The sequence below is a fragment of the Amycolatopsis xylanica genome (assembly GCF_900107045.1).
In the GTDB taxonomy this organism is placed as follows: Bacteria; Actinomycetota; Actinomycetes; order Mycobacteriales; family Pseudonocardiaceae; genus Amycolatopsis; species Amycolatopsis xylanica.
Window position 1 is genome coordinate 1111702 of the sequence record NZ_FNON01000001.1, and the last position, 25049, is coordinate 1136750.

Annotated in this window: 6 protein-coding genes; all 6 read left to right on the forward strand. The window is 69.5% G+C overall.

Annotated elements, in window-relative coordinates:
- Positions 1 to 10: 10 nt before the first annotated feature.
- From BLV57_RS04885 to BLV57_RS04910, 6 genes are read left to right on the forward strand one after another with little or no spacing between them, the layout of a single operon-like run.
- Positions 11 to 8983, forward strand: a complete 8973-nt coding sequence (locus BLV57_RS04885; RefSeq protein ID WP_091287062.1) for a non-ribosomal peptide synthetase — start codon at positions 11 to 13, stop codon at positions 8981 to 8983.
- Positions 8980 to 20739, forward strand: coding sequence for a non-ribosomal peptide synthetase (locus tag BLV57_RS04890; protein WP_091287065.1), 11760 nt, complete (start codon positions 8980 to 8982; stop codon positions 20737 to 20739). The genes BLV57_RS04885 and BLV57_RS04890 overlap by 4 nt, the downstream gene beginning before the upstream one ends.
- A complete protein-coding gene (locus BLV57_RS43610) occupies positions 20739 to 21824 on the forward strand; it encodes a serine hydrolase domain-containing protein (protein ID WP_091287067.1) in 1086 nt (361 codons plus the stop codon). Before BLV57_RS04890 ends, BLV57_RS43610 begins: the two co-directional genes overlap by 1 nt.
- Complete coding sequence (locus BLV57_RS04900; RefSeq protein ID WP_218134595.1) at positions 21821 to 23026, forward strand: MFS transporter; 1206 nt, start codon at positions 21821 to 21823, stop codon at positions 23024 to 23026. Before BLV57_RS43610 ends, BLV57_RS04900 begins: the two co-directional genes overlap by 4 nt.
- The gene (locus tag BLV57_RS04905) at positions 23023 to 24213 is read left to right on the forward strand and encodes a sensor histidine kinase (protein WP_245757154.1); all 1191 of its coding nucleotides are present in this window, start codon (positions 23023 to 23025) and stop codon (positions 24211 to 24213) included. Before BLV57_RS04900 ends, BLV57_RS04905 begins: the two co-directional genes overlap by 4 nt.
- Positions 24204 to 24860: a response regulator gene (locus BLV57_RS04910; protein WP_218134682.1), complete on the forward strand. Its 657-nt coding sequence runs from the start codon at positions 24204 to 24206 to the stop codon at positions 24858 to 24860. The genes BLV57_RS04905 and BLV57_RS04910 overlap by 10 nt, the downstream gene beginning before the upstream one ends.
- Positions 24861 to 25049: the final 189 nt, after the last annotated feature.

Below are 25049 nucleotides of genomic sequence, written 5' to 3' on the forward strand. Positions count from 1 at the left end.
AGGGGGCAGCGTGAATCTCAGGTTTCTGCTGGAGTCGTTCGACGAGCAGGTCCGCCGCGTCCCGGACGCGACGGCCGTCCAGTCCGCCACGGACTCGGTGAGCTACGCGGAGCTCGACGCGCGGGCGAACCGGCTCGCGGCGCACCTCGCCGGGCGCGGGGTCGGGCCGGACGTGCTCGTCGGCATCTGCGCCGAGCGCGGGATCGACCTGGTGGTCGGCCTGCTCGGGGTGGTCAAGGCGGGCGGCGCGTATCTGCCGCTCGACCCGGCGCATCCAGCCGACCGCCTGGGATTCATGCTGGCCGACGCCCGCGCCACCACGGTCGTGACCCAACGCCACCTGGCCGACCGCCTGCCCGTCTCCCCGGACTCCCTGGTCTTCCTCGAGGACGACCGGGATAAAGCGGGCTTTATGCCAGACCGGGATAAAGCCCGCTTTATCCCGGTCCGGGTGAGGCCTGAGCATCTGGCGTATGTCATCTACACCTCGGGTTCGACCGGGCGGCCCAAGGGTGTGCAGATCGAGCACCGGCAGCTCGCCAGTTACCTCGCGTGCTGCGAGCTGGATTACCCGGGGCTCAAGGGAACCGCGCTGCTGCACGGCTCGGTCGCGTTCGACCTGACCGTGACCAGCGTGTGGGGTCCGCTGACCGTCGGCGGCTGTGTGGTGGTCGGCGACTTGGACGACACGAACCCCGGCTGGCGGCCGACGTTCGTCAAGGCCACCCCGAGTCACCTGCCGCTGCTGCTGGGACTGCCCGACGAGTACTCGCCGAGCGTCGACCTCGTCGTCGGCGGCGAGGCGTTGCCGGGTGACGTCGTGGCGCGATGGCGCGCGCGCCATCCGGGCGCGACCGTCATCAATGAGTACGGGCCGACCGAAGCCACGGTCGGTTGCGTGGCGTTCCGCATCGAACCCGGTGACGCCCTCGCGGCGGGCGCGGTCGCGATCGGCGCTTCGATGCGGGACGCCCGTTCCTATGTGCTGGACGAGCGGCTCCGGCCGGTGCGCGGCGACGAGCCGGGGGAGCTGTACGTCGCGGGCGCCGGACTGGCCCGCGGCTATCACGACCGGTCCGCGCTGACGGCCGAGCGGTTCGTCGCTGACCCGTTCCGGGCGGGCGAGCGCATGTACCGCACCGGCGACGTCGTGCGGTGGGACAACGCCGGGAACCTGCACTACCTGGGCCGCTCCGACGATCAGGTCAAGATCCGCGGGTACCGGATCGAGCCGGGCGAGATCGAGGCCGCGCTGGCGAAGCACCCGGCCGTCGACCACGTCGCGGTCGTCGCGCGCGGAGACGAGGACAAGCGGCTCGTCGCCTACATCGTGCCGGCCGCCGAGCTGCCGGACTTGCGGGAATTCCTGGCGCCGACCCTGCCGGAGCACATGATCCCCAGCGCCTTCGTGACGCTGACCGAACTGCCACTCGCGCCGAGCGGCAAGCTCGACCGCGACGCGCTGCCCGACCCCGCGCAGCCCGGCGAAGCGCAGGCGAACGCGCCGCGCACCGCCACCGAGCAGACCATCGCGGACATCTGGTCCGACGTGCTCGGCATCGAGGACATCGACGTCGAGAAGGACTTCTTCGAACTCGGCGGCAACTCGCTGCTCGCGTTCCGCGTGGTGCCGCGGATGCGTGCGGCACTGGGTGTCAAGCTGCCGACCCGGGTGCTGTTCGACACCAGGACCGTCGCCGACCTCGCGGCGAAGGTCGACACCTCCGCCAGCGGTGAAGAGGCCGTCATCCCGGTCGTCGCCCGCACCGGAAAGCTGCCGCTTTCGGCTTCACAACGGCGGTTCTGGTTCTTCCACGAGTTCGACCCTGCCGCCGTCGAGTACAACGTCCACTTCGGATTCCGGATCACCGGCGACCTCGACATCGACCGGCTCCGTGTCGCCTGCCGCGAGCTGCTCGCGCGCCACGAGTCACTGCGGACCACGGTCACGCTCGTCGACGACGAACCGGTCCAGGTGATCCACCCCGCCGGCGAGCCCGATCTGTCCATTAAGGACCTCGACGACCTCGAAGCGCAGGTGCGCGCCGAGGTGACCGTACCCTTCGACATCCGCGACGGCCAGGTCGTGCGGTTCCTCGTGCTGCGCGGCGAGAACGAGCACCTCCTGCTGTTCGGCCTGCATCACATCGCGGTGGACGGCTGGTCCATCGGCCTGCTCGCCGAGGACCTCAGCGCGCTCTACAACCAGGAGAAGCTCCCCGCACTGCCGCTGCAGTACGCCGACTACGCCTCCTGGCAACGTGGCCGTCTCACCGAAACCGCGCTCGAACCACACTTGCGCTACTGGCGCGAGAAGCTCGACGGGCTCGCTCCGCTGCAGCTCCCGACCGACCGTCCGCGGCCCGCCGTGATGACCTCGGTCGGCCGCGACCACCGCTTCAGCCTTTCCGTGGAGACCACCAAGCGGCTCAACGAGCTGAGCGCGAAGCACGGGGCGACGCTCTTCATGACCCTGGTCGCCGCCTGCCAGCTGCTGTTCGCCCGGCACTCCGGCCAGCGGGACGTCGCGCTCGGCTCCATCGTGTCCGGCCGGATCCGGCCCGAGCTGGAACGGCTCGTCGGCTGCTTCATCAACACGATCGCCATCCGGTCCACTGTGGAGGGACGCGAGTCCTTCGCCGATCTGCTCGCCCAGGTCAAGGAAACCGTGCTCGAGGCGTTCACCCACCAGGACGTGCCGTTCGAGCGGCTTGTCGACGAACTCTGCGAGGACCGCGACGCCAGCCGCACCCCGCTCGTGCAGGCCATGGTCGGCCTGCAGACCGGACTCGTGCGTTCGCTCGACTTCGACGGCGCCGTCAGCGAGCGCTTCGAACCGGCGCGCGTGTCCGCGGTCTGCGACCTCTCGATCGAGTTCACCGAGCACGACGGCGGAATCGACGCGATCGTCAGCTACAACACCGATCTCTTCGACACCGTGACCATCGAGCGGATGTGCGAGCGCCTCGAGGTGCTGCTGAACGGCCTGCTCGACGCCGAAGACCGGCCGATGGCTGAGCTGCCCATGGCGGCGGCCGGGGAACGCGCGCTCCTCGCGCGGTGGAACGACACCGCGACCGCCGACCCCGGCGGCACGGTGGTGAGCACGTTCGAGGCACGCGTCCGCAGCACACCCGGCGCGATCGCCGTGGTCTCGGAAGCGGAAACCCTCACCTTCGCCGAACTCAACGTCCGCGCGAACCGTCTCGCGCATCTGCTCAGGTCCCGTGGCATCGGCGCCGAATCACGCGTACCGGTCCTGCTGAGCCGGTCGGCGAACAGCGTCGTGGCCATGCTCGGCATCATGAAAGCGGGCGGGGCCTACGTTCCCCTGCACGCGAGCTACCCGGCAGAACGGGCGCGGTTCGTGCTCGACGGGGTGGGCGCGACGCTCCTCGTGACCGACCGGACCATGCTGGACAAGGCGCGGTCGATCGGAGCGCCACTGATCGTCGTGGAGGACGAGCCCGCGCAGCCGGCCGAAAACCCTGATCACGAGATCCACGCCGAACAGCTGGCGTACGTCATCTACACCTCAGGCTCGACGGGCACACCCAAGGGCGTCGGCGTCACCCACCACAACCTGGTCGCGCTCACCGCGGACCGGCGATGGCGCGGCGCCGCGCACGAGCGGGTGCTGGCCCACATCCCGTACTCGTTCGACCCGGCCGCCATCGAGCTGTGGGTGCCGCTGCTGAACGGCGGCCGGACCGTGATCGCCCCGGACGAGGAAGTCACGCCAGAGCTGATGGCCTCCCAGATCACCACGCATGGCGTGACCTGTCTCGTAGTGCCGACAGCCGTGTTCAACCTCTTCGCGGACATCGACCCCGCTTGCTTCACCGGCCTCAAGGAGATCGTGACCGGCGGCGAAGCGGCTTCCGTGGCCGCGTTCGACCGCGTCCGGCAACACTGCCCCGGCACGACGGTCACCAACTCCTACGGTCCGACCGAAGCGACCGTCGCCGTCACCTCCCATCCGACGGCCGACGCGATCGGGACGCCGATGGACAACACGCAGGCTTTCGTGCTCGACGGCTACCTCGAACCGGTCCCGCCCGGTGTGCCGGGCGAGTTGTATCTCGCCGGAACCGGGATCGCGCGCGGATACTTCGGCAGGCCCGCGCTGACCGCCGAACGGTTCGTGGCCAACCCGTTCGGCGACGGCCGCCTGTACCGCACGGGCGATCTCGCCCGCTGGACCCGGGACGGCGAGCTGGTGTATCTCGGCCGCGCCGACGGCCAGGTCAAGATCCGCGGGTTCCGCATCGAACTCGGCGAGGTCGAGAACGCGCTGCGCACACACCCCGGGATCGCCGAAGCGGTGGTCGTGGTCCGGGGGGACGACGAGCGTAAACACCTTGTCGCGTATGTGATCCCGGCCGGGGAGTCCATTCCGGACCTGAAGGAGTACCTGAGCCGCTCGCTGCCCGAGTACATGATCCCGGCCGCTTTTGTCACGGTGACGGAATTCCCGTTGACCGCGCATGGCAAGGTCGACCGGAGCGCGCTGCCGGATCCGCGTCCGGAATCCGCCGACGGCTATGTCGCGCCTGCCGATGCCGTGCAGGAACAGTTGTGCCGCATCTGGGCCGAAGCGGTCGGGGTCGAACGCGTTGGCATTGAGGACAACTTCTTCGGGCTTGGCGGTGACTCGATCCTCGCCATCCAGGTCGTGTCCAAGGCGCAGCGCGCGGGTCTGCGGATGACGTCGAAGGACCTGTTCCGCTGGCAGACGATCGCGGGTCTCGCGCCGCACGTCGTCACCGAACAAGCCGTGGACCGCACCGGAACCGTGTCCGGCCCGACGCCGCTGACGCCGATCCAGCACTTCCTGTTCGACCGGTTCACCGTGCCGGAGGTCTTCGATCAGTACGTCGTCATCGACCTGCCCGAAGACCAGGCCGCGCTGCGCCAGGCCATCGACGCGCTGATCGAGCACCACGACGCGCTCCGCATGCAGTACACGCAAGACAACGGCGTCTGGTCGCAGGTCAACCACGAAACCGCGGCCGGTCGGTTCCTCGACGAGCCGTTGCTGAAAACCGAAATCATCGGCGAGAGCCTGCGCCTGAGCATCCACCACCTCGTAGTCGACGGCGTCTCGTGGCGAGTGCTGCTCGAAGACCTGCGTACCGCCTACGACCAGATCCGTGCGGGCAGGCCGGTCGACCTCGGCCCGAAGAGCACCTCGTTCCGCGAGTGGGCGCTGCGGCTGACCGAGTACGTCAAGAACGGCGGCTTCGACGACGAACTCGTGCACTGGACCACGATCGGGAACGGCCCGGCACTGCCCCAGGACAACGACGGCCCGAACACCGTCGACAGCGTTCGCATCGCCACCGCCGGGCTCGACGCCGAAACCACCCGCGCGCTGCTGCGTGACGTGCCGGACGTCTACCGCACGGAAATCAACGACGTCCTCGTGGCCGCACTCACCCGCGTGCTATCGGAGTGGACCGACGGCGATCGCGTGCTGCTCGCGATGGAGGGGCACGGCCGCGAGGAGCTGTTCGACGACGTCGACCTCGGCCGCACGGTCGGCTGGTTCACCAGCTACTTCCCGGTCTCGCTCGCCGATGAGCGCGGCGAACCCGGCGACCTGCTGAAGTCGGTCAAGGAGCAGCTGCGAGCGATCCCGCGCAAGGGCATCGGCCACGGCGCGCTCCGCTACCTCGGCGCGCTCGGCGACGGCCCGCGTCCCCAGGTGAGCTTCAACTACCTCGGTCAGCTCGACACCGCGATCGGACTGGCGCAGGACCCGGCCGAGGTCAGGGTGCACGCGCTCGAAATCGTCGGCCTGGTCAAGGACGGGCGGCTCGATTTCACTTGGAGCTACTCGGCGAACCTGCACGACGCCGCCACGGTCGAACGGCTCGCGACCGCCTTCGCCGCGCAGGTCGCGGCGCTGGTCGAGCATTGCCTCCGGCCCGGCGCGGGTGGCCGGACACCGTCCGACTTCCCGCTGGCGCAGCTCGACCAGTCCACAGTGGACCGCCTGGTCGGCGACGGCCGCGAGGTCGAGGACATCTACCCGCTCACGCCAATGCAGAGCGGCATCCTCTATGACTCGATGATGGCGCCGGACTCGGGCGCCTACGTGGCGCAGTTCGATGTCGTCGTCGCCGGGGTCACCGACCCGGTGGCGCTGGGCGAGGCCTGGCAACGGGTCGTCGACCGGACCCCGGTGCTGCGCACGGAACTCGTCACCGAAGGCGTGGACGAGCCGTTGCAGCTGGTCCGGCGCGAGGTTCGCGTGCCGATCACGCACCACGAGTCGGCCGAGGGCGTCCTGGAACAGGACTGGGCGCGAGGCATGAGGCCGACCGACCGGCCACTGCTGCGGGTCGCGCTGATCCCGTTGCCGGACAACGAAGTCCGGATGATCTGGACCTCGCACCACATCCTGCTCGACGGCTGGAGCGGGCATCGCCTGCTCGGCGATGTCTGCGCGGCCTACTCCGGACTTCCGGCGGGCCCGGCGCGGCGCCCGTTCCGTGATTACGTCGAATGGCTGGCCGCTCAGGACCAGACGGTCGCCGAAGCACATTGGCGGTCCGCGCTCGACGGGTTCTCGGCGCCGACGAAACTCCCGTTCGACCGGCTGCCCGCCGCGACCTACCGGCCGCGCTCGACCGACGGCGTCGCCGTCAAGGTGCCCGAACCGGTCACGCGACGCTTGTCCGAACTGGCCCGCACGCACAAGTTCACGATGAACACGCTGGTCCAAGGCGCCTGGGCGATGACACTGTCCCGGTACACGGGTGACCGTGACGTCTGCTTCGGCGCGACCGTGTCCGGCAGGCCGCCCGAGCTGACCGGCGCCGAGGACATCGCCGGGATCTTCATCAACACCCTGCCGGTGCGCGCGGACGTCGACGGTGCGCGGGAAGTCGTGCCGTGGCTGCTCGCGCTGCAGGACGCCCAGGCGCAGTCGCGGGCGTTCGAGTCCGTCTCGCTGCCGCAGATCCAGGCGTGGAGCACGGGCGCGCAGCTGTTCGACAGCATCGTGGTGTTCGAGAACTATCCGATCGAGCGGGTGACCTCCGCGGCCCATGTGCGTGAGGTCAGCGCCAAGGAGATCAACGGTTATCCGCTCAACCTCGTCGTTTACCCCGGCGAGCGGTTGTCCTTCGAGTTCCGGTTCGACCCGGCGCTGTTCGACGCGGCCACGCTGGAGCGGCTCGGTGAGAACCTGGTCGCGCTGCTGACCGGCATCGCGGACAACCCGAGCGGCCGGATCGGCACGATTCCGATGCTCACCGAGGCCGACCGGGCCGCCTTGGCGGAGTGGAACGACACCACGGCGGAGTACACGGCCGGGACGGTCCACGGGCTGTTCGAGCAGCAAGCGCTCGAGACGCCCGACGCGCTCGCCGTGGACGACCTCACTTACGCCGAGGTGAACGGGCGGGCCAACGCCGTCGCGCGTGAGCTGATCGAGCGCGGGGTGACAGCCGAGTCGCGGGTCGCCCTGCTGCTGGGCAGGTCGGCCGACGCGGTGATCGCGATGCTCGGCGTGCTCAAGGCGGGTGCGGTCTACGTGCCACTGCACCCGAGCTACCCACCGGACCGGCTTCGCTGGGTCGTGCGGGACATCGGCGCGGAACTCGTGCTGACCGATCGCGAGCTGACCACGCAGGCCGGGGCGACCGGGCTGCCGCTGCTCACGGTCGGGCCGGGCACCGCCGAAAACCCCGGCGTCCCGGTCGGCCCGGACCGGCTGGCGTACATCATGTTCACCTCGGGGTCGACCGGGACGCCGAAGGGCGTGGCCATCAGTCACCGCAACATCGTGAGCCTCGCGGCCGACCGCCGCTGGCACGAGCCCCAGCGGATCCTGTTCCACTCGCCGCACGCCTTCGACGCCGCCACCTACGAGATCTGGGTGCCGCTGCTGACCGGCGGCCGGGTGATCGTCGCACCCGGTGAGCTGGACGCGGCGACGCTGCGCGCGCTGGTGACCGAGCACGACGTCACCTCGACGTTCATCACTGCGGCCCTGTTCGCGCTACTGGCCGAGGAAGCACCGGACTGCTTCGCGGGCATGCGCGAGGTGTTCGCCGGTGGTGACGTGGTCTCGCCAGCGGCGGTCGAGCGAGTCCTCGCGCACTGTCCGAACACGACGGTGCTGAACGGTTACGGCCCGACCGAGAACACGACCTTCGCCACCTGCGGGGAGCTGGGCGGCGCCACGGCGCCCATCGGCCGTCCGATGGACAACACCAGGACCTATGTGCTCGACGCGCACCTCAATCCGGTGCCGCCGGGCGTGCCGGGGGAGTTGTATCTCGCCGGTGAGGGCCTCGCACGCGGCTACTACGGCAGGCCCGCGCTGACGGCCGAACGGTTCGTCGCCGACCCGTTCGGCACCGGTGGCAGGCTCTATCGCACGGGTGACATCGTGCGCTGGACCGCCGACGGTCAGCTCGAGTTCGTGGGCCGCGCGGACGGTCAGGTCAAGATCCGCGGGTTCCGGATCGAACTCGGCGAGATCGAGGCCGCGCTGAGCGAGCAGCAAGGTGTCGTCGTCGCCCGCGAGGACAACGGCCGCAAGTACCTCGCCGCCTATGTCGTGGGCGAGGCGCCGGACCTGTCCGGCGTGCTGCCCGAGTACATGATCCCGTCCGTGTTCGTCCAGCTCGACCGGATGCCGTTGACCAGCAACGGAAAGGTCGACCGGAAGGCGCTGCCGGAGCCGACGCTGCAAGCGGCGACCGAGTTCGTCGCGCCGCGCAACCCGACCGAGAAGGCCATCGGCCGGATCTGGGCCGAACTGCTCCAGGCCGACCGGATCGGCGTGCACGACAGCTTTTTCGCGCTCGGCGGCGACTCGATCACCGCGCTCCGGCTGGTCTCCCGGGTCCGGCGGGCGTTCGGCGTCGAGGTCTCGCCGCGCGAGCTGTTCGACGCGCCGACCATCGGTGACCTGGCCATGACCGTGCAAGACCGCATTCTCGCCACGATTGGGGACGCTCGATGAGCATCGACGACCGGATGGCCGCGATACCCGAGCACCTGCGCGAGCAGCTGCTCGCCCGGCTGGCCGGCGAGGCTCCGGAGGAGATCGACGACGAGATCACCCCGGTCGACGGTGACGGGCCGCTGCCGCTTTCCTCGGCGCAGCAACGACTTTGGTTCATGTACGAGCTGGACCCGGACAGCATCGAGTACCTGGTCCCGCGCGTGCTCCGGCTCACCGGCGACCTCGACGTCGAAGCGCTGAAGCTCGCGATCAACCGGCTGGTGGCGCGGCACGCTTCGCTGCGCACCACGTTCGACGCGGTCGACGGCCAAGGTGTCCAGTTCATCCACGCGCCGTCCGAAGTGGACATCCCGGTCACCTCGACGAGTGATCTCGCGGCCGAGCTGCTCGCCGAGGTCCAGAAGCCGTTCGATCTCCGGGTGAGCGTGTTCCGCGCGCGGCTGCTGCGGCTTGCCGAGCAGGAACACGTGCTCGTGCTGGCGATGCATCACATCGTCACCGACGGCTGGTCCATGGGCGTGCTCGTCGACGAGCTGAACACGCTCTACACCGGTGGCCTGCTCGCGCCGACACCGCTGAGGTATGTGGATTTCGCGTCCTGGCAACGGGACCAGGACGTCGATCTGACGTACTGGAAGAACCGGCTCGACGGGTTGTCGCCGTTGGAGCTGCCGACCGACCTGCCGCGTCCGGCGGTGCGCAACCCGATCGGCGCGGCACGCTCCTTCGAGGTGCCGGAACGGGTCGTCTCCCGCCTCAAGGCGGTGGGCGGGCAGCGCGGCGCGACGTTGTTCATGACGCTGGTCGCCGCCGCGCAGGTGCTGCTGGCCCGCTACTCCGGGCAGACCGATGTCGCGGTCGGCACCGCGACTTCGGGCCGGACCAGGGTCGAGCTGGAGAACCTGGTCGGGTTCTTCGTCAACACGCTCGTCCTGCGGTCCACAGTGGACGAGCGCACGACGTTCACCGAGCTGCTCGACTCGGTCAGGGAGACCGTGCTGGACGCGTCCGCACACGAGGACGTCCCGTTCCAGCGGCTGGTCGAGGCGCTGCGTCCCGACCGTGATCCGAGCCGCCCGCCACTGGTCGACGTGATCGTCAACCTGCAGAACACGCCCGCGGTGACCACCAGGTTGCCCGGCCTGCGGGTCGAGGAGATCGAGCCGCCCACGGTCGTGTCCGGCCTGGACCTCGGGTTCGACTTCACCGAGGTGGACGGCGGGCTCACGGCGTACCTGCGCTACAACACGAGCCTGTTCACGGACGCGACCGCCGACCGCGTCGTGGCCCAGCTGCTCACGCTGCTGACCGCGATCGCCGCGAACCCGCAGGCCAAACTCGCCGACCTGGACATGCTCACCGACCGCGAGACGCTGACCCGCGGCTGGCCGGGCGACGGCATCGGCCCGGAGACCAAGACGGTGCCGGAGCTGTTCGCCGAGCAGGTCGCGGCGAACCCTGGCGCGCAAGCCGTTGTCTTCCAAGGCGAATCGCTCACCTACGCCGAGCTGGACGAACGTTCCGATCACCTCGCCGCCTACCTGCGCGACCAGGGCGCCGGGCCGGAACGTTTCGTCGGCATCGCGCTGCCACGCTCGCTCGAGATGATCATCGCGGTGCTCGCCGTCCACAAGGCGGGCGCCGCGTACCTCCCGCTCGACCCGGACTACCCGGCCGACCGCCTCCGCATGATGACCGACGACGCCCAGCCCATCCTCGTCCTCGACGACCGGGATAAAGCGGGCTTTATCTCAGAACGGGATAAAGCGGGCTTTATGCCAGTGCGGGATAAAGCCCGCTTTATCCCGTCTGGGGTCAGGCCGGAGAACGCGGCGTATGTCATCTATACGTCGGGCTCGACGGGGCGGCCGAAGGCGGTGGTCGTCAGTCATGCCGGGGTGCACGACATGGTGCTCACGCAGCGGGAACGCATGGGTGCCGGGCCTGACGCGCGGGTGCTGCAGTTCGCGTCGCTCAGTTTCGACGGCGCCTTCTGGGAAATCGCGATGGCGTTGCTGTCGGGCGGGACGCTCGTGCTCGCGACGGCCGAGCAGCGCCTGCCCGGCGACGCCATGGTCGAGCTGATCGCCGACCAGCGGATCACCCACCTGAACCTGCCGCCGACCGCGGTCGCCGCGCTGCCCCAGCACGCGATCCCGGCTGGTGCGAACCTCGTCGTCTGCGGTGAGGCGTGCCCGCCGGGGCTCGCCGAGGACTGGTCGACCGGCAGGCGGATGTTCAACGGCTACGGCCCGACCGAGTCCACCGTCTGCGCCACCCTGAGCGAACCGCTGACTCCGGCCGACGCGCGGACCGGCGTCGTCTCGATCGGCCGTCCGATCCCGAGCGTGCGCACCTATGTGCTCGACGACCACCTGCGGCCCGCGCCGGTCGGTGTGCCCGGCGAGCTGTATCTCGCCGGAACCCGCCTGGCGCGGGGCTATCTGCATCAGCTCGGGCTGACCGCGACCCGGTTCGTGGCCGACCCGTTCGGGCCGCCCGGATCGCGCATGTACCGCACGGGCGACCGCGCGCGCTGGCTCGCCGACGGCAGGCTGGAGTTCGCGGGCCGCGCCGATGACCAGGTCAAACTGCGTGGTTTCCGTATCGAGCTGGGCGAGATCGAGGCCGTGCTGTCCCAGCATCCCGAGGTGAGCCAGGCCGCGACCGCGGTCAAGGATCGCCGCCTCGTCGGGTACGTCGTCGGCTCGCCGGATCTGGCCGAGCTGCGCGGCTACTTGCGTGACCGGCTGCCGGAGCACATGGTGCCCGCCGCGTTCGTGCTGCTCGACAAGCTGCCGCTGACGGTCAACGGCAAGATCGACCGCCGCGCGCTGCCGGAGCCGACCGGTGTCCGCGAGGCCGACGGCTACGTCGAACCCCGCACGCTGAACGAGAAAATCCTGTCCGAGGTCTGGTCGGAGCTGCTCGGTGTCGACCGGGTCGGCGTGCACGACAACTTCTTCGACCTCGGCGGCGACTCGATCCTCGGCTTGCAGGTCGTGGCCCGCGCGCGGACGGCCGGGCTGAAGCTGACGCCCAAGCAGATGTTCCTGCGCCAGACCGTCGCCGAACTCGCGACCGAAGCCGTGTCCGAGGTCGCGACGGAGGTCGACCAGCGGCCGGTGACCGGCGATGTTCCGCTGACGGCCATCCAGCACTGGTTCTTCGACCAGCTGGCCGACAGCGTCGACCGGTTCCACCAGTCTGTCTACTTGGAACTGATCGACGACCTGGACGAGTCGGCGCTCGGCAAGGCGTTGAACGCGCTGTACGAACACCACGACGCGCTTCGTCTGCGGGTCGAGAACGGCAGGCAGTACAACGCGGCACCCGAGCCCGTCGAGCTGCTGACCAGCTTCGACGAGGTCGATGAAGACGCGATTCTCCAGGCGCAGCAAGGGTTCCAGCTCGGCCGTGGGCCGTTGATCAGGGCGCTGCTGTTCGGCGGCAAGCGGCTGTACTTGGTGGTGCATCACCTGGTCGTCGACGGCGTGTCGTGGCGGATCCTGCTCGGTGATCTGGACCGGGCTTATCAGCAGGCGAGCCGCGGTCACCGCATCGACCTCGGCCCGAAGACGACCTCGTTCCGCGATTGGGCACACCGCATCACCACCCACGACTTCGAAGCGGAACGCGAATACTGGACGTCGGTGCCGTCCACAGTGGACTTGCCTGTGGACGGCACCGGAGCCAACACCGTCGGCTCCATGCGGACCGTGACCAAGCGAATGGACGCGGACGCGGTGCTGCGCAGGGTCCCCGAGGTCTACCGCACGCAGGTCAACGACGTGCTGCTCAGCGCGCTCGCCCGCGTGCTGACCGACTGGGCGGACGGGGAGACCGCGCTCGTCGAACTCGAGGGCCACGGCCGCGAAGAGCTGTTCGACGACGTCGACCTGTCCCGCACGGTCGGCTGGTTCACCACCATGTACCCGTGCGCGCTCACGCTCCCGCAGGGTGACTGGGGTGACGTGCTCAAGTCCGTCAAAGAGCAGCTGCGTGCCGTGCCCCGGCACGGGATCGGCTACGGCTACCTCGGCATCGAGGGGCCGCAACCGCAGGTCGCGTTCAACTACCTCGGGCGGATGGACAACTCGATCGACGGCGCGCTGTACGCCGGCCGCTGCCCGGACCCGGGCGGCGCCGAGCGCGTGCCGCACCAGACGAGGCAGCACCTCATCGAGATCAACAGCGTCGTGCTCGACGGGCAGCTGGAGTTCCGCTGGGCGTACTCGGCCGAGGTGCACCACGAGGACACGATCATCCGCCTGGCCGAGCGGCTCATCGCGGCGCTCGAAGAGATCGTCGAGCACTGCGCGCGGCCCGAAGCGGGCGGCTGCACGCCGTCGGACTTCCCGCTGGCCAAGCTCGACCAGGCCACCGTCGACCGGCTCGGCAAGTCCATTGAGGACGTCTACCCGCTCACCCCGATGCAGAGCGGCATGCTGTTCCACTCGCTGGCGGAGTCGGGAACCGACGTCTACGCGGGACATTTCGGCGCCGTACTCGACGGCGTCAAGGACCCGGCATTGCTGGCCGAAGCCTGGCAGCGGGTGCTCGACCGCACGCCGGCGCTGCGGACGGCCGTGGTCTGGGAGGACGTCCCCGAGCCCTTGCAGGTCGTGCATTCGGGTGTCCGGCTGCCGATAACCCATCTCGACTGGCGTGACCGGACCGACCAGGCCGAAGCGCTGGCCGAGTTGTGGGCGAACCGGACCGGCGAACGGCTCGACCTCGGCACCGCGCCGCTGCTGCGGATGACGATGGTTCGTCTCACGAACGACCGCGTCCAGCTGTTCTGGACCGCGCATCACCTGCTCGCCGACGGCTGGAGCTTCGCGCAGGTCCTGACCGACGTCTTCACCGAGCACGCGATCCTGGCGGGCGACCGCACGCTGTCCCCGGTGATCAGGCGGCCGTATCGCGATTACGTGGCCTGGCTCGCCGAGCAGGACCAGGACGCGGCCGAGTCGTACTGGCGTGGCCTGATGTCCGGTTTCGCCGCGCCGACCCCGCTGCCGTTCGACCGATCCCCGGTCAAGGCCCACCGCAGCCGGTCGTCGCGCGATGTCCGCCTGACGATCTCGCCCGAGCGATCGCAGCGGCTGTTCGAGCGGGCCCGCAAGGCGCGGCTCACCATGAACACGCTGGTCCAAGGCGCGTGGGCGATCCTGCTGTCGCGCTACACCGGCGAACGCGACGTCTGCTTCGGCTCGACCGTGTCCGGGCGGCCAGCCGACCTGCCCGGCTCCGAGTCGATCGTCGGCCTGTTCATCAACATGGTCCCAGTGCGCGTCGACGTCCCCGCGGGCGACGCCGTGATCCCGTGGCTGCGGAGGCTGCAGGACACGCAGGTCGAGTCGCGGCAGTACGAATACCTTTCGCTGGCGCAGATCCAGGCCTTCAGCGACGTCCCGCGCGGCACGACGCCGTTCGACAGCATCGTCGTCTTCGAGAACTACCCGTATGACGACGACGCGGCCGCCCGGTACGGGCTGGGCGTCAGCGACTACTCCGGCGACGAGAACACGAACTACGCGCTCACGTTGTCCGCCTTCGCGGCGGAGGAGTTGCAGCTGCTGCTGGGTTATGACCCCGAGTTGTTCGACGAGTCCACTGTGGACCGGATGATGGGGCACCTGGAGACGCTGCTCGTCTCGATCGCGGACGACGTCTCTCTCGGCGAGCTGGAGCTGCTGACCGAACCCGAGCGGGACCAGCTGCTGCTCGACTGGAACGACACCGCCGCGGAATTCCCGCCGGCGCGGCTGATCCACGAGCTGTTCGCTGAGCAGGCCGCGCTGAACCCCGATGCGGTCGCCGTCAACCGCGGTGAGAAGGCGTTGACCTTCGCCGAGCTGGACGTGCGCGCGAACCGCCTCGCCCATCGGCTCGTCGAACTCGGCGCGGGCCCGGACGTGCTGATCGGCGTCTGTGTCGAACGCGGCGTCGAAGCGATCGTCGCGCTGCTGGCCGTGCTCAAGTCGGGCAGCGCGTTCGTGCCGCTCGATCCCGATTATCCGCCGAAGATGCTGAGCACGATGCTCGAAGACGCGGCCGCTCCGGTCGTGATCACGCAGGAGCACCTGGCGGACCGGGTGTCCGGCGCGGTGCTCGTGGACGTCGACGGCGAGTTCGACCACCCGGACACACCGCCTCAGACCGCGGTCACGACCGAGGATCTCGCGTATGTGGTGTACACCTCGGGGTCGACCGGCAAGCCCAAGGGCGTCATGGTCGAACACCGCCACCTCTGCCACATGATGCGGGCCTGGGACGCGCGGTATGGCCTCACCGAGCTGAAGCCGCGTGCGCTGTCGGTGTCGAGCCTGTCGGTGGACCTGTTCTTCGGCGACTTCGTACTCTCGGCGCTGTTCGGCGGCACGATGATCGTCTGCCCGACCGAGCTGGTCGCCGATCCGCCCGCGCTGCTCGACTTGATCCGGTCGAGCCGGGCCGAGCTGATGGTCACCGTGCCCACCCTCGCGAAGGCACTGGCCGCCGAGGGCGGTTTGGACACGCTGAAGGTGCTCATGGTCGGCTCCGAAGGCTGGCCCGCCGCCGACGCGCTGAAGATCCTCGACGCCGTCGGCGAGGACACCGTTCTGGTCAACGCCTATGGCGCCACCGAGACCACAGTGGACTCGACCGTGTTCCAGGTCGGCGCCGAGCCACTCGGCGATGCGGCCTACGTCCCGGTCGGGAAGCCGTTCCGCAACACCAGCATTTACGTGCTCGACGCGAACATGCGCCCGGTGCCCGTCGGTGTCGCGGGGGAGTGCTACATCGGCGGCGACGGCATCGCGCGCGGTTATTGGAACCGGCCGCAGCTGAGCGCAGAGCGTTTCCTGGACAACCCGTTCGGACCCGGCAGGCTGTACCGGACCGGTGACTTGGTGCGCTGGCGTGCCGACGGGAACCTCGAATGCCTCGGCCGCGCCGACGACCAGGTGAAGATCCGTGGCTTCCGTGTCGAACTCGGTGACGTCGAGTCGGCGCTCGCCCGGCATCCCGCGGTCGCCGAAGTCGCGGTCGCGGCCCGCAAGGACGACGGTCCCGCGCGGCTCGTCGGCTATATCGTGGCTCGGGATGAGGCGCCCGAGGTGCGGGAACTGCGTGCGTTCGCGGCCGAGAACCTGCCGGTCCACGCGGTGCCGTCGGCGTTCGTCGTGCTGGACGCGTTGCCGTTGAGTCCGAGTGGGACGGTCAACCGGCGTGCGCTGCCCGCGCCCGACAAGGCGATCGAGACCGGCGAACCCTATGTCGCGCCCCGCAACGCGACCGAGACCGTGCTCGCCGAGATCTGGGCCGAGGTGCTCAAGGCCGAGCGTGTCGGTGTGCACGACAACTTCTTCGATCTCGGCGGCGACTCGATCCTGAGCATCCAGGTGATCTCGCGCGTCCGGTCCCGCCTGGGCGCGGCGCCGTCACCCCGGCAGCTGTTCGACACGCCGACCGTGGCCGCTCTGGCCGAGGTCGTCGAACCGTCCACAGCGGACACCACGCTCGTGCGAGTCGACCGGGATGGCCCGTTGCCGCTCTCGTTCGCGCAGCAGCGGCTGTGGTTCCTCAGCGAGTTCGAGCCGGACAGCACCGAGTACAACACGACGTTCGCGCTCAAGCTCAAGGGCAAGCTCGACCTCGGCGCGCTGCGGTCGGCGTTGACCCAGCTCGTCGAACGCCACGAACCACTCCGGACCACCTTCGGCACGGTCGACGGCCTGGGCGTACAAATCATCCAGCCCGCCACGGTGGAACTCGTGGTCAGCGACGGCGACCTGCAAGCCGAGGTGTCGCGGCCGTTCGACCTGCACGAGGGCGTCTTCCGGGCCACGGTGTTCGAGACCGGGCCGGACGAGCACGTGCTCGCGCTGGTCATGCACCACATCGCCACCGACGGCTGGTCCATGGGCATCCTCGCGAACGAGCTGAGCGCCTGCTACGCGGCGGCACTGACCGGCGCCCGCGCCGAACTGCCCGAGCTGCCCGTGCAGTACGCGGACTACGCGGTCTGGCAACGGGAACACCTCGCGCTCGACGACCACATCGAGTACTGGCGCGGCCGTCTCGACGGCATTGTCCCACTGGAGCTGCCGATCGACCGCCCGCGTCCCGCCGTCCGCGAGGCGGCAGGCGAGATGCGCATGATCGAGTTCTCGCCGGAGCTGACCGGGTCACTGAAAGCGTTGGCGCGCAGGCACGACGCGACACTGTTCATGGTGCTGACCGCAGCCGTGCAGCTGCTGCTCGCGCGGTACTCGGGTCAGCAGGACATCACGGTCGGCACCGCGACCTCGGGCCGCAACCGGGCCGAGCTGGAAGGCTTGATCGGGTTCTTCGTCAACACGGTCGTCCTGCGGTCCACAGTGGACGAGTCGGTCTCGTTCGGCGAACTGCTCGGCCAGGTGCGTGACACCGCGCTGGAGGCGTTCACCCACGAAGAGGTGCCGTTCGAGCGGCTGGTCGAGGTGCTCAAGCCCGAACGCGACCCGAGCCGCAACGCGCTCGTCGAGGTCATGGTCGGCCTGGAGACCAGCCAGTCCAGTGGTCTCGCGATGCCGGGCTTGGAGGCCGAGGAGCTGCCGATCGTCAGCGGCGACGTCAGCCACGACCTCACGTTCGACTTCTTCGAGCGCCAGGGCGAGCTGCTGCTCGCGATCGGCTACAGCACCGCGTTGTTCGACGACAGCACCATCTCGCGGATGACCGGTCACCTGGAGGCGTTGCTCGCCACAGTCGTGGCCGCCCCGGACACGCGGCTCAGTGAACTCTCCACAGTGGACCTGCCCGCGTGGCACGGACCGGAGCGCGAGGTCCCGCGGATCACCCTGTCCGAGCTGTTCGAGCATCAGGCCGAGGCGACGCCGGACGCGACCGCGGTCGTGTGCGAAGGGAATTCACTCACCTTCGCCGAGCTGAACGCCCACGCGAACCAGGTCGCCCATCACCTGATCGCCCGAGACGTCGGCCCGGAGCAGGTGGTCGGGCTGACCTCGTCGCGGTCGCTGACCACGGTCATCGCGATGCTCGCCGTCCTCAAGGCAGGCGCCGCTTACCTGCCGCTCGACCCCGATCTGCCCGACGAGCGGCTCGACTACATGATCCGCGACGCGGCTCCGGCGTTGGTGCTGGGCGACGATCTGCCGTCGGATGGCCCGAGCACGAACCCGGGTGTCCGGCCGCATCCGGAGAACCCGGCGTATGTGATCTACACGTCCGGCTCGACCGGGAAGCCCAAGGGTGTCGTCCTGCCGCATCGCGGCCTGACGAACCTGTTCTTCAACCACACCAGGGACTTCTTCCGGCCCGAGAGCGCGGGCGAACGGTTCCGCGTCGCGCTGACCGCGGCGTTCTCGTTCGACACCTCGCTCGAAGGCGTGCTGGCCATGGTCGACGGTCACGAGCTGCACGTGATCGACGATCTCACCCGGCGCGACCCCGAAGCGCTGGTCGCGTACGTCGAGTCGCACCGGATCGACCTGCTCGACCTCACGCCGTCCTACGCCGAGCAGCTGGTCCCGGCCGGGCTCGTCGACTCGCCGAAGCACAACCCCAAGGTGGTCATGCTCGGCGGCGAGGCGGCAGGCGAGCAGCTCTGGCGCGACCTGCGCGCGTCCGGCAGCACCGGCTACAACTTCTACGGGCCGACCGAGTGCACTGTGGACACTCTGTACTGCCAGGTCGGCGCCACCGAACGGCCGCTGATAGGCAAGCCGGTCTGGAACACCCAGGTCTACGTGCTCGACCGCTGGCTGCGGCCGGTGCCGGTCGGTGTGCCCGGCGACCTGTACTTCGCGGGCGTCCAGCTGGCTCGTGGGTACCTGAACCGGCCCGCGCTGACGGCCGAGAGGTTCGTCGCGGATCCGTTCGGGCCCGGCCGGATGTACCGGACCGGCGACCTCGCGCGGTGGACGGCCGACGGCGCGATCGAGTACCTCGGGCGGGTCGACGACCAGGTCAAGGTGCGGGGGTACCGGATCGAACTCGGCGAGATCGAGGTCGTGCTCGCCGCGCATCCCGGTGTCGCGCAGGCGACGGCCGTGGTCCGCACCGGTCCGGCCGGTGTCCCGCGGATCGTCGCGTACGTGACCGGTGACGCCCCGGCGGTGCCGGAGCTGCGTGACTTCGCGCGGCAGTCGCTGCCGAACTACATGGTGCCGTCGGCTTTCGTGGTGCTGGACGAGTTCCCGGTGACCTCGAGCGGCAAGGTCGACCGGAACGCGCTCCCGGCCCCGGAGGCCGACGCCGAGCCGGACGACGGCTACGTCGCGCCGCGGTCGGACGTCGAGTCGACGCTCGCGGGCGTCTGGGCGGAGGTGCTCGGGCTGGAGCGGGTCGGGGTCGAGGACAACTTCTTCGACCTCGGCGGCGACTCGATACTGAGCATCCAGGTCGTGTCCAAGATCCGGCAGGCCGGACTGGCGATGACCTCGAAGGACCTGTTCCTCAACCAGACGATCGCGCAGCTCGGCACGGTCGTCGTCCCGGCGGTCGACGCGAGCGCGGACCAGGGCCCGATCGAAGGACCGGTGCCGCTGATCCCGATCCAGCGCGACTTCCTCGACAACGACCCGGTCGCGCCGCATCACCTGACCCAGTCGATGCTGATCGACGTCACCGCCTCCGCGGACGACGTCCAGGCCGCGCTTTCGGCGCTGGTCGAGCATCACGACGCGCTGCGGATGCGGTTCGTCCGCGACGGTGACGGCTGGCGTCAGCACTACGGCCCGGTCGAGCCGATCGCGCTGGCCCAGCACGATCTGGCCGAGGCGGACGACCAGTACCTGGCGATGAACGAGCTGGCCGCCGAAGCCGACTCCACTTTGGACCTGGAGCACGGTCCGCTGCTGCGCGCGCTGCTGTTCGACCTCGGCACGCGCAAGCAGCTCTTCCTCACCGCGCATCACCTCGTGGTCGACGGCGTGTCGTGGCGCATCCTGCTCGAAGACCTGGAGCTGCTGCTCAAGGGCGAGAAGCTGGCGCCGAAGACCTCGTCGTTCAAGGCCTGGGCCGAACGGCTCGCGCAGCACGTGGCCGACGGTGGGTTCGACGACGAGGTCTCGCATTGGACTTCGCTGCCCGAAACGGGTCTGCTGCCGGTCGACGGCACCGGGCCGAACATCGTCGCGTCGACGCGCACGGTCAAGGTCACGCTGTCCGAAGAGGACACCGAGGTCCTGCTGCACCAGGCCGCCGGGAAGTTCCGGACCCGGGTCAACGACATCCTGTTGGCCGGGCTCGCCTCGGCACTGGGCAAATGGACGGGCCACGAGCAGGTGTCGATCGATCTCGAAGGCCACGGGCGCGAGGAGATCTTCGACGACATCGACCTGTCCCGCACCGCCGGCTGGTTCACGACGCTGTACCCGGTCGTGCTGCCCGCCGCGGCGAAGGACTGGCCGTCGCTGGTCAAGGCCGTGCGGCGGCAGGTGCGCGCGGTGCCCGGCAACGGGCTCGGCTACGGCGCGCTGCGCTACCTCGGGTCGCTGCCGGAACGCCGGTCGGAAGTGGTGTTCAACTACCACGGCCAGGTCGGCGAAGCGGACGAGACCGGGCCGCTCGGCCGCGAGCAGAGCCCGGACGAACGGGTCGCGCACCTGCTCGAGGTGGTCGGCGCCGCGGTCGGCGGCAAGCTCGAATTCACCTGGTACTACTCGGAAAACGTGCACACGGCCGAGACGGTCGAGCGGGTCGCCGCCGACTTCCGGGACGCGCTGCGCGCCATGGCCGGCTACGTGACGGGACGCTGATGGACACCGAGACCTTCACCGGCCTGCTCGCCAAACACGGCGTTCCCGGCGCGCAGCTCGTCGTCCGCCGCGGCGATGAGACCCTCTCGCTGGCGGCGGGGGAGGAGCGGCTCGGTTCGGGGCGCGCGGTCACCGCCGAGTCGCGGTTCCCGCTCGGATCGCTGACCAAGCCGTTCACGGCCGCCTTGGCGATGACGCTGGTCGCCGACGAGGACCTCGATCTCGACGAACCGCTGACCGGGCTTCCGGTGACATTGCGGCAGCTGCTCAGTCACACCAGCGGCCTGGAGTCCAATGTGGACGAGGAGGGGGCACGGTCGCGCTGGGCGGCGAAGTACCGGCGGCAGCCGGATTTCCCGCCTGGGACGGTGTTCTCGTACTCGAACGTCGGATACGTCCTCGCCGGGCACCTCGCGGAAGAGGTCACCGGGATGGACTGGGCCGAGGCCTTGACGGCGATTCTCGGCGTCGCGGCCGAGGACCCCACGGTCAGCGGGCACAGCGGGCGAATCCCGGTCGAGCAGGTCATGTCGGCTTTGGAGGCGCCGAATGGCGGGCTCGCGCTCAGCGCGTCGAATCTAGTGAAGTTCCTAGAAAACGACATCAATGCCGAGATGTGCGACGAACAACTCGATGATGTCGAAATCGGGCCGTTCGGGCTGGCGGACGGCTGGGGCCTTGGCTGGGCCCGTTTCGGTTCATGCTGGGGTCACGACGGAACCGGCGACGGCACGTCCGCGCACCTGCGGTTTTCCGGCGATCTCGCGGTCGCGTTGACCGCGAACGCGGGAACCGCGCCTGCTTTGTGGGCCGACGTGCTCGCCGAACTCGATTTCGCCCAGCCGAAGGTCGAACGCGTTCCGGTTGCCGCGCCGCTCGACCGCGCGGGCGTCTACCTCAATGGCGACGCGGAATTCGTCATCGAAGCCGCAGACGGGCAATTGTCCATGGGCGGCGTTCCGCTCACCTGCTACGAGGACTTGACCTTTCAGATCCGCGACAACTCCGGCACGGCTTTCGGCGGCCGGTTCCTGCCCGGCGACTTGCTGCAGGTCACCGGCCGCTTGGCGCGGAGGCGGGCGTGATCCCGCTTTCGCGCAACCGCGACTACAACATCCTGTGGAGCAGCCAGCTGTTCTCGGAGCTGGCCACTGAGATCACGCAGGTCGCGTTCCCGCTGCTGATCATCGCGATGGCCGGGTCGCCGCTGCAGCTCGGGCTCGTGTCGTCGGTGCTGATGGCCGCGCACATGGCGGCGATCGTGCCCGCCGGGGTGATCGCCGACCGCTGGGACCGCAAGAAGGTCATGGTGGTGTGCCAGGGAATCCGGGCCGCCGTGATGACCGCGCTGACCGTCGCCGTGCTGCTGGACGCGGCCTCGTTCCAGCTGGTGCTGGTTGTCGCGGTGCTCGAAGGGTTCCTCGGCTCGGTGTTCGATCCGGCCGAGCACGCCGCGCTGCCGCAGGTCGTGCCCGCCGAGCAGCTGGAACAGGCGGTCGCGCGCAATACCGCTCGGCCGTTCATCGCGACATTGGTCGGGCCCGCCGCGGCCGGGCTGCTGTTCACCGTCCACCATGTCAACCCGTTCGCCGCCGACGCGATCATGCTCGGCGGGTCGTTCGTCGCGCTGTGTTTCCTGCGCCTGCCGCACCGGCCAGTCCCGCCTGCCGAAGACCGGAGTGTGGGCGGCGACATCGCCGAGGGCGTCCGCTGGGTGCTCGGCCAGCGGCTGATCCGTACGACATTGGTGTGGATGATCTTCGTGAACCTCGTTTTCAGCGCGTTGATCATTATCATCTTGGCGGTGTCCGGTGAGGAGAAGGTGGGGCCAGGCGAGATCGGCCTGACCATGGCGTGCCTCGGCGCGGGCGGCCTGCTCGGCGGGATTTTCGCGGACCGGCTGCGTAGCCTGCTCACCGCGCCGGTGATCCTGATCGGCTTCGGCTGGGTCGCCACGGCCCTGATCGTCGCGATGGCGTTTGTGCCACCGGGAATCCTGCTCGGCGTGCTGCTGGGCGCGGCGATGTTCGTGGTACCGGTGGCGAACACGACGGTGATGACGTATCAGCTGGTGACGACGCCCGACGCGCTGCGCGGACGGCTGAGCAGCATCGCCGGTTTCTGTTCCGGCGGCGCGGGCGCGCTCGGCCCGTTGCTCGGCGGATTCCTGGCTTCGACGGGCACGACCACCGGGGTGCTCGTGTGCGCGGGCGCGCTGGGCCTGGTCGCGGCCGGCACCACGGTGAGCCCGGTGTTCCGGCGGTTCCCGGAGGCAGCACTCGCGTGACCGTGCTGCGCTGTCTCGGCTCCACCAGGCCATGGCGTTCGTTGTGGTACCTCGGGGTCGGCGCGGTGGGCGCCCTGCCGATGCTGGCGCTGGTCAAATGGGTGCTCAAGACGAACACGCCGATCGGCTACCTGACCGGCGTGGTGCTGATCGTCATGGTGAACGTGCTGCTGTCCGCGCCTTTGGCGGCCATGGAACGGCGGCGGCTCAAGGTGATCGACCGGCGGTCGGGGTCGCGGGCGCCGCTCGGCAAGAACCGGCTGTGGCGCGAGCTCGGCTACGCGGTCGCGTTCACCGCGGTCATCGCGGTGCTCGACTTCCTGGTCGTGATCGTCGCGCTGAGCGTGCTGATCGTGCCGCTGTCACCGCTGCTCGAGTTCGTGCTCGACCTCGGCTCGATCGTGAACCTCGACGACGGCCCGGTGCCCAGCCCGATCGTGGTGCTGGTCGGCATCGCGCTGATGCCGGTGGCCGCCTACCTGATCAGCATGGTCGCCCGCACCCAGGCGGCGTTCGCGCGGCGGCTGCTGACCGAGCCGGACACCGGTCTCGCGGATCGCGTCGCGGAACTGACCCGGTCCCGCACCCGCCTGGTCGACGCCTTCGAAGCCGAGCGCAAGCGCATCGAGCGCGACCTGCACGACGGCGCGCAGCAACGTCTCGTCGCGCTCACCATGACACTCGGGATCGCGGAACTCGACCTCGCCGGCCTGGGTGGCGAAGGGCCGCGCCTGGTGTCAAAAGCCCGTGCTGAAGCCGAATGTGTGCTCGCCGAACTCCGCGAGCTCATCCGCGGCATCCACCCGCAGGTCCTCACCGACCGAGGCGTCGAAGCGGCCGTCGCCGAGATCGCCGACCGCTGCCCGATCCCGGTCGAAGTCCACCTCGACCTCCCGCGTGCTTCGTCCGCGGTCGAGGCGGTGGCCTACTTCGCCGTCAGCGAGGCGCTGACGAACGTCGTCAAGCACAGCCACGCCGAACGCGTCGACGTCACCGGCGTCTTCGCCCCGGGCACGGCGGTCGTGACCGTGCGCGACGACGGCGTCGGCGGCGCGAACCCCGCCAACGGCACCGGCCTGCAAGGCCTCGCCGACCGGGTGGCGGTCGTCGGCGGCAGGCTGACCTTGTCCAGCCCACCGGGCGGACCGACCGAACTGCGAGTGGAGTTGCCATGGGCCTGCGCATAGCCATCGCCGAGGACGCCGTCCTCCTGCGCGAAGGCCTCGTGGCCTTGCTCGAACGCTTCGGCCACCAGGTGGTCGCCGCCGTCGGCGACGCCGAGGAGCTGACCGAGGTGGTCGACGAGATCAAGCCCGACATCATGGTCACCGACGTCCGCATGCCCCCGGACTTCACCGACGAAGGCCTCCGCGCTGCCGTCAACCTCCGCGCCCGCCATCCGGATCTCGCGGTACTCGTCCTCACCCAGTACGTCGCGACGACCTACGCCTTCGAGCTGCTCGAAGCGGACGGCCGCGGCCGCGCGGGCGGTCTGGGCTACCTGCTGAAGGATCGGGTCGGCGCGGTACGCGAGTTCGTCGACGCGGTCGAGCGCATCGCGGCGGGCGGGACGATCATCGACCCCGAGGTCGTCCGGCAGCTGCTGCGGCGCGAGCAGAAAGACCAGCCGCTGACCCGGCTGACGACCCGTGAACGCGAGGTCCTCGCGCTGATGGCCGAGGGCCGCGCGAACGCGGCGATCGCGGAGTCCCTCTGCGTAAGCCAAGCGGCGGTCGCGAAGTACATCAACGCGATCTTCACCAAGCTCGACCTCTCCCGCTCCGAAGGCCACCACCGAGTCCTAGCCGTCCTCACCTACCTCCGAGGCTCGTGAGTGTTTAGGCCGGTTAGAACCGGCCGCGCCACTCACGACCCTCGCAACCGCGTACCCGAAGGGTCGGCACGCGTACGCGACGAGTCGGCGCGCGGACCTGGAGGGGCGGCAGGCGCGCCGACTCTGCAGGCACGCGCGCCGACCCTTCGGGTACGGGGGCGGGGTGGGATTTGACGTGGTCAAAGGGGG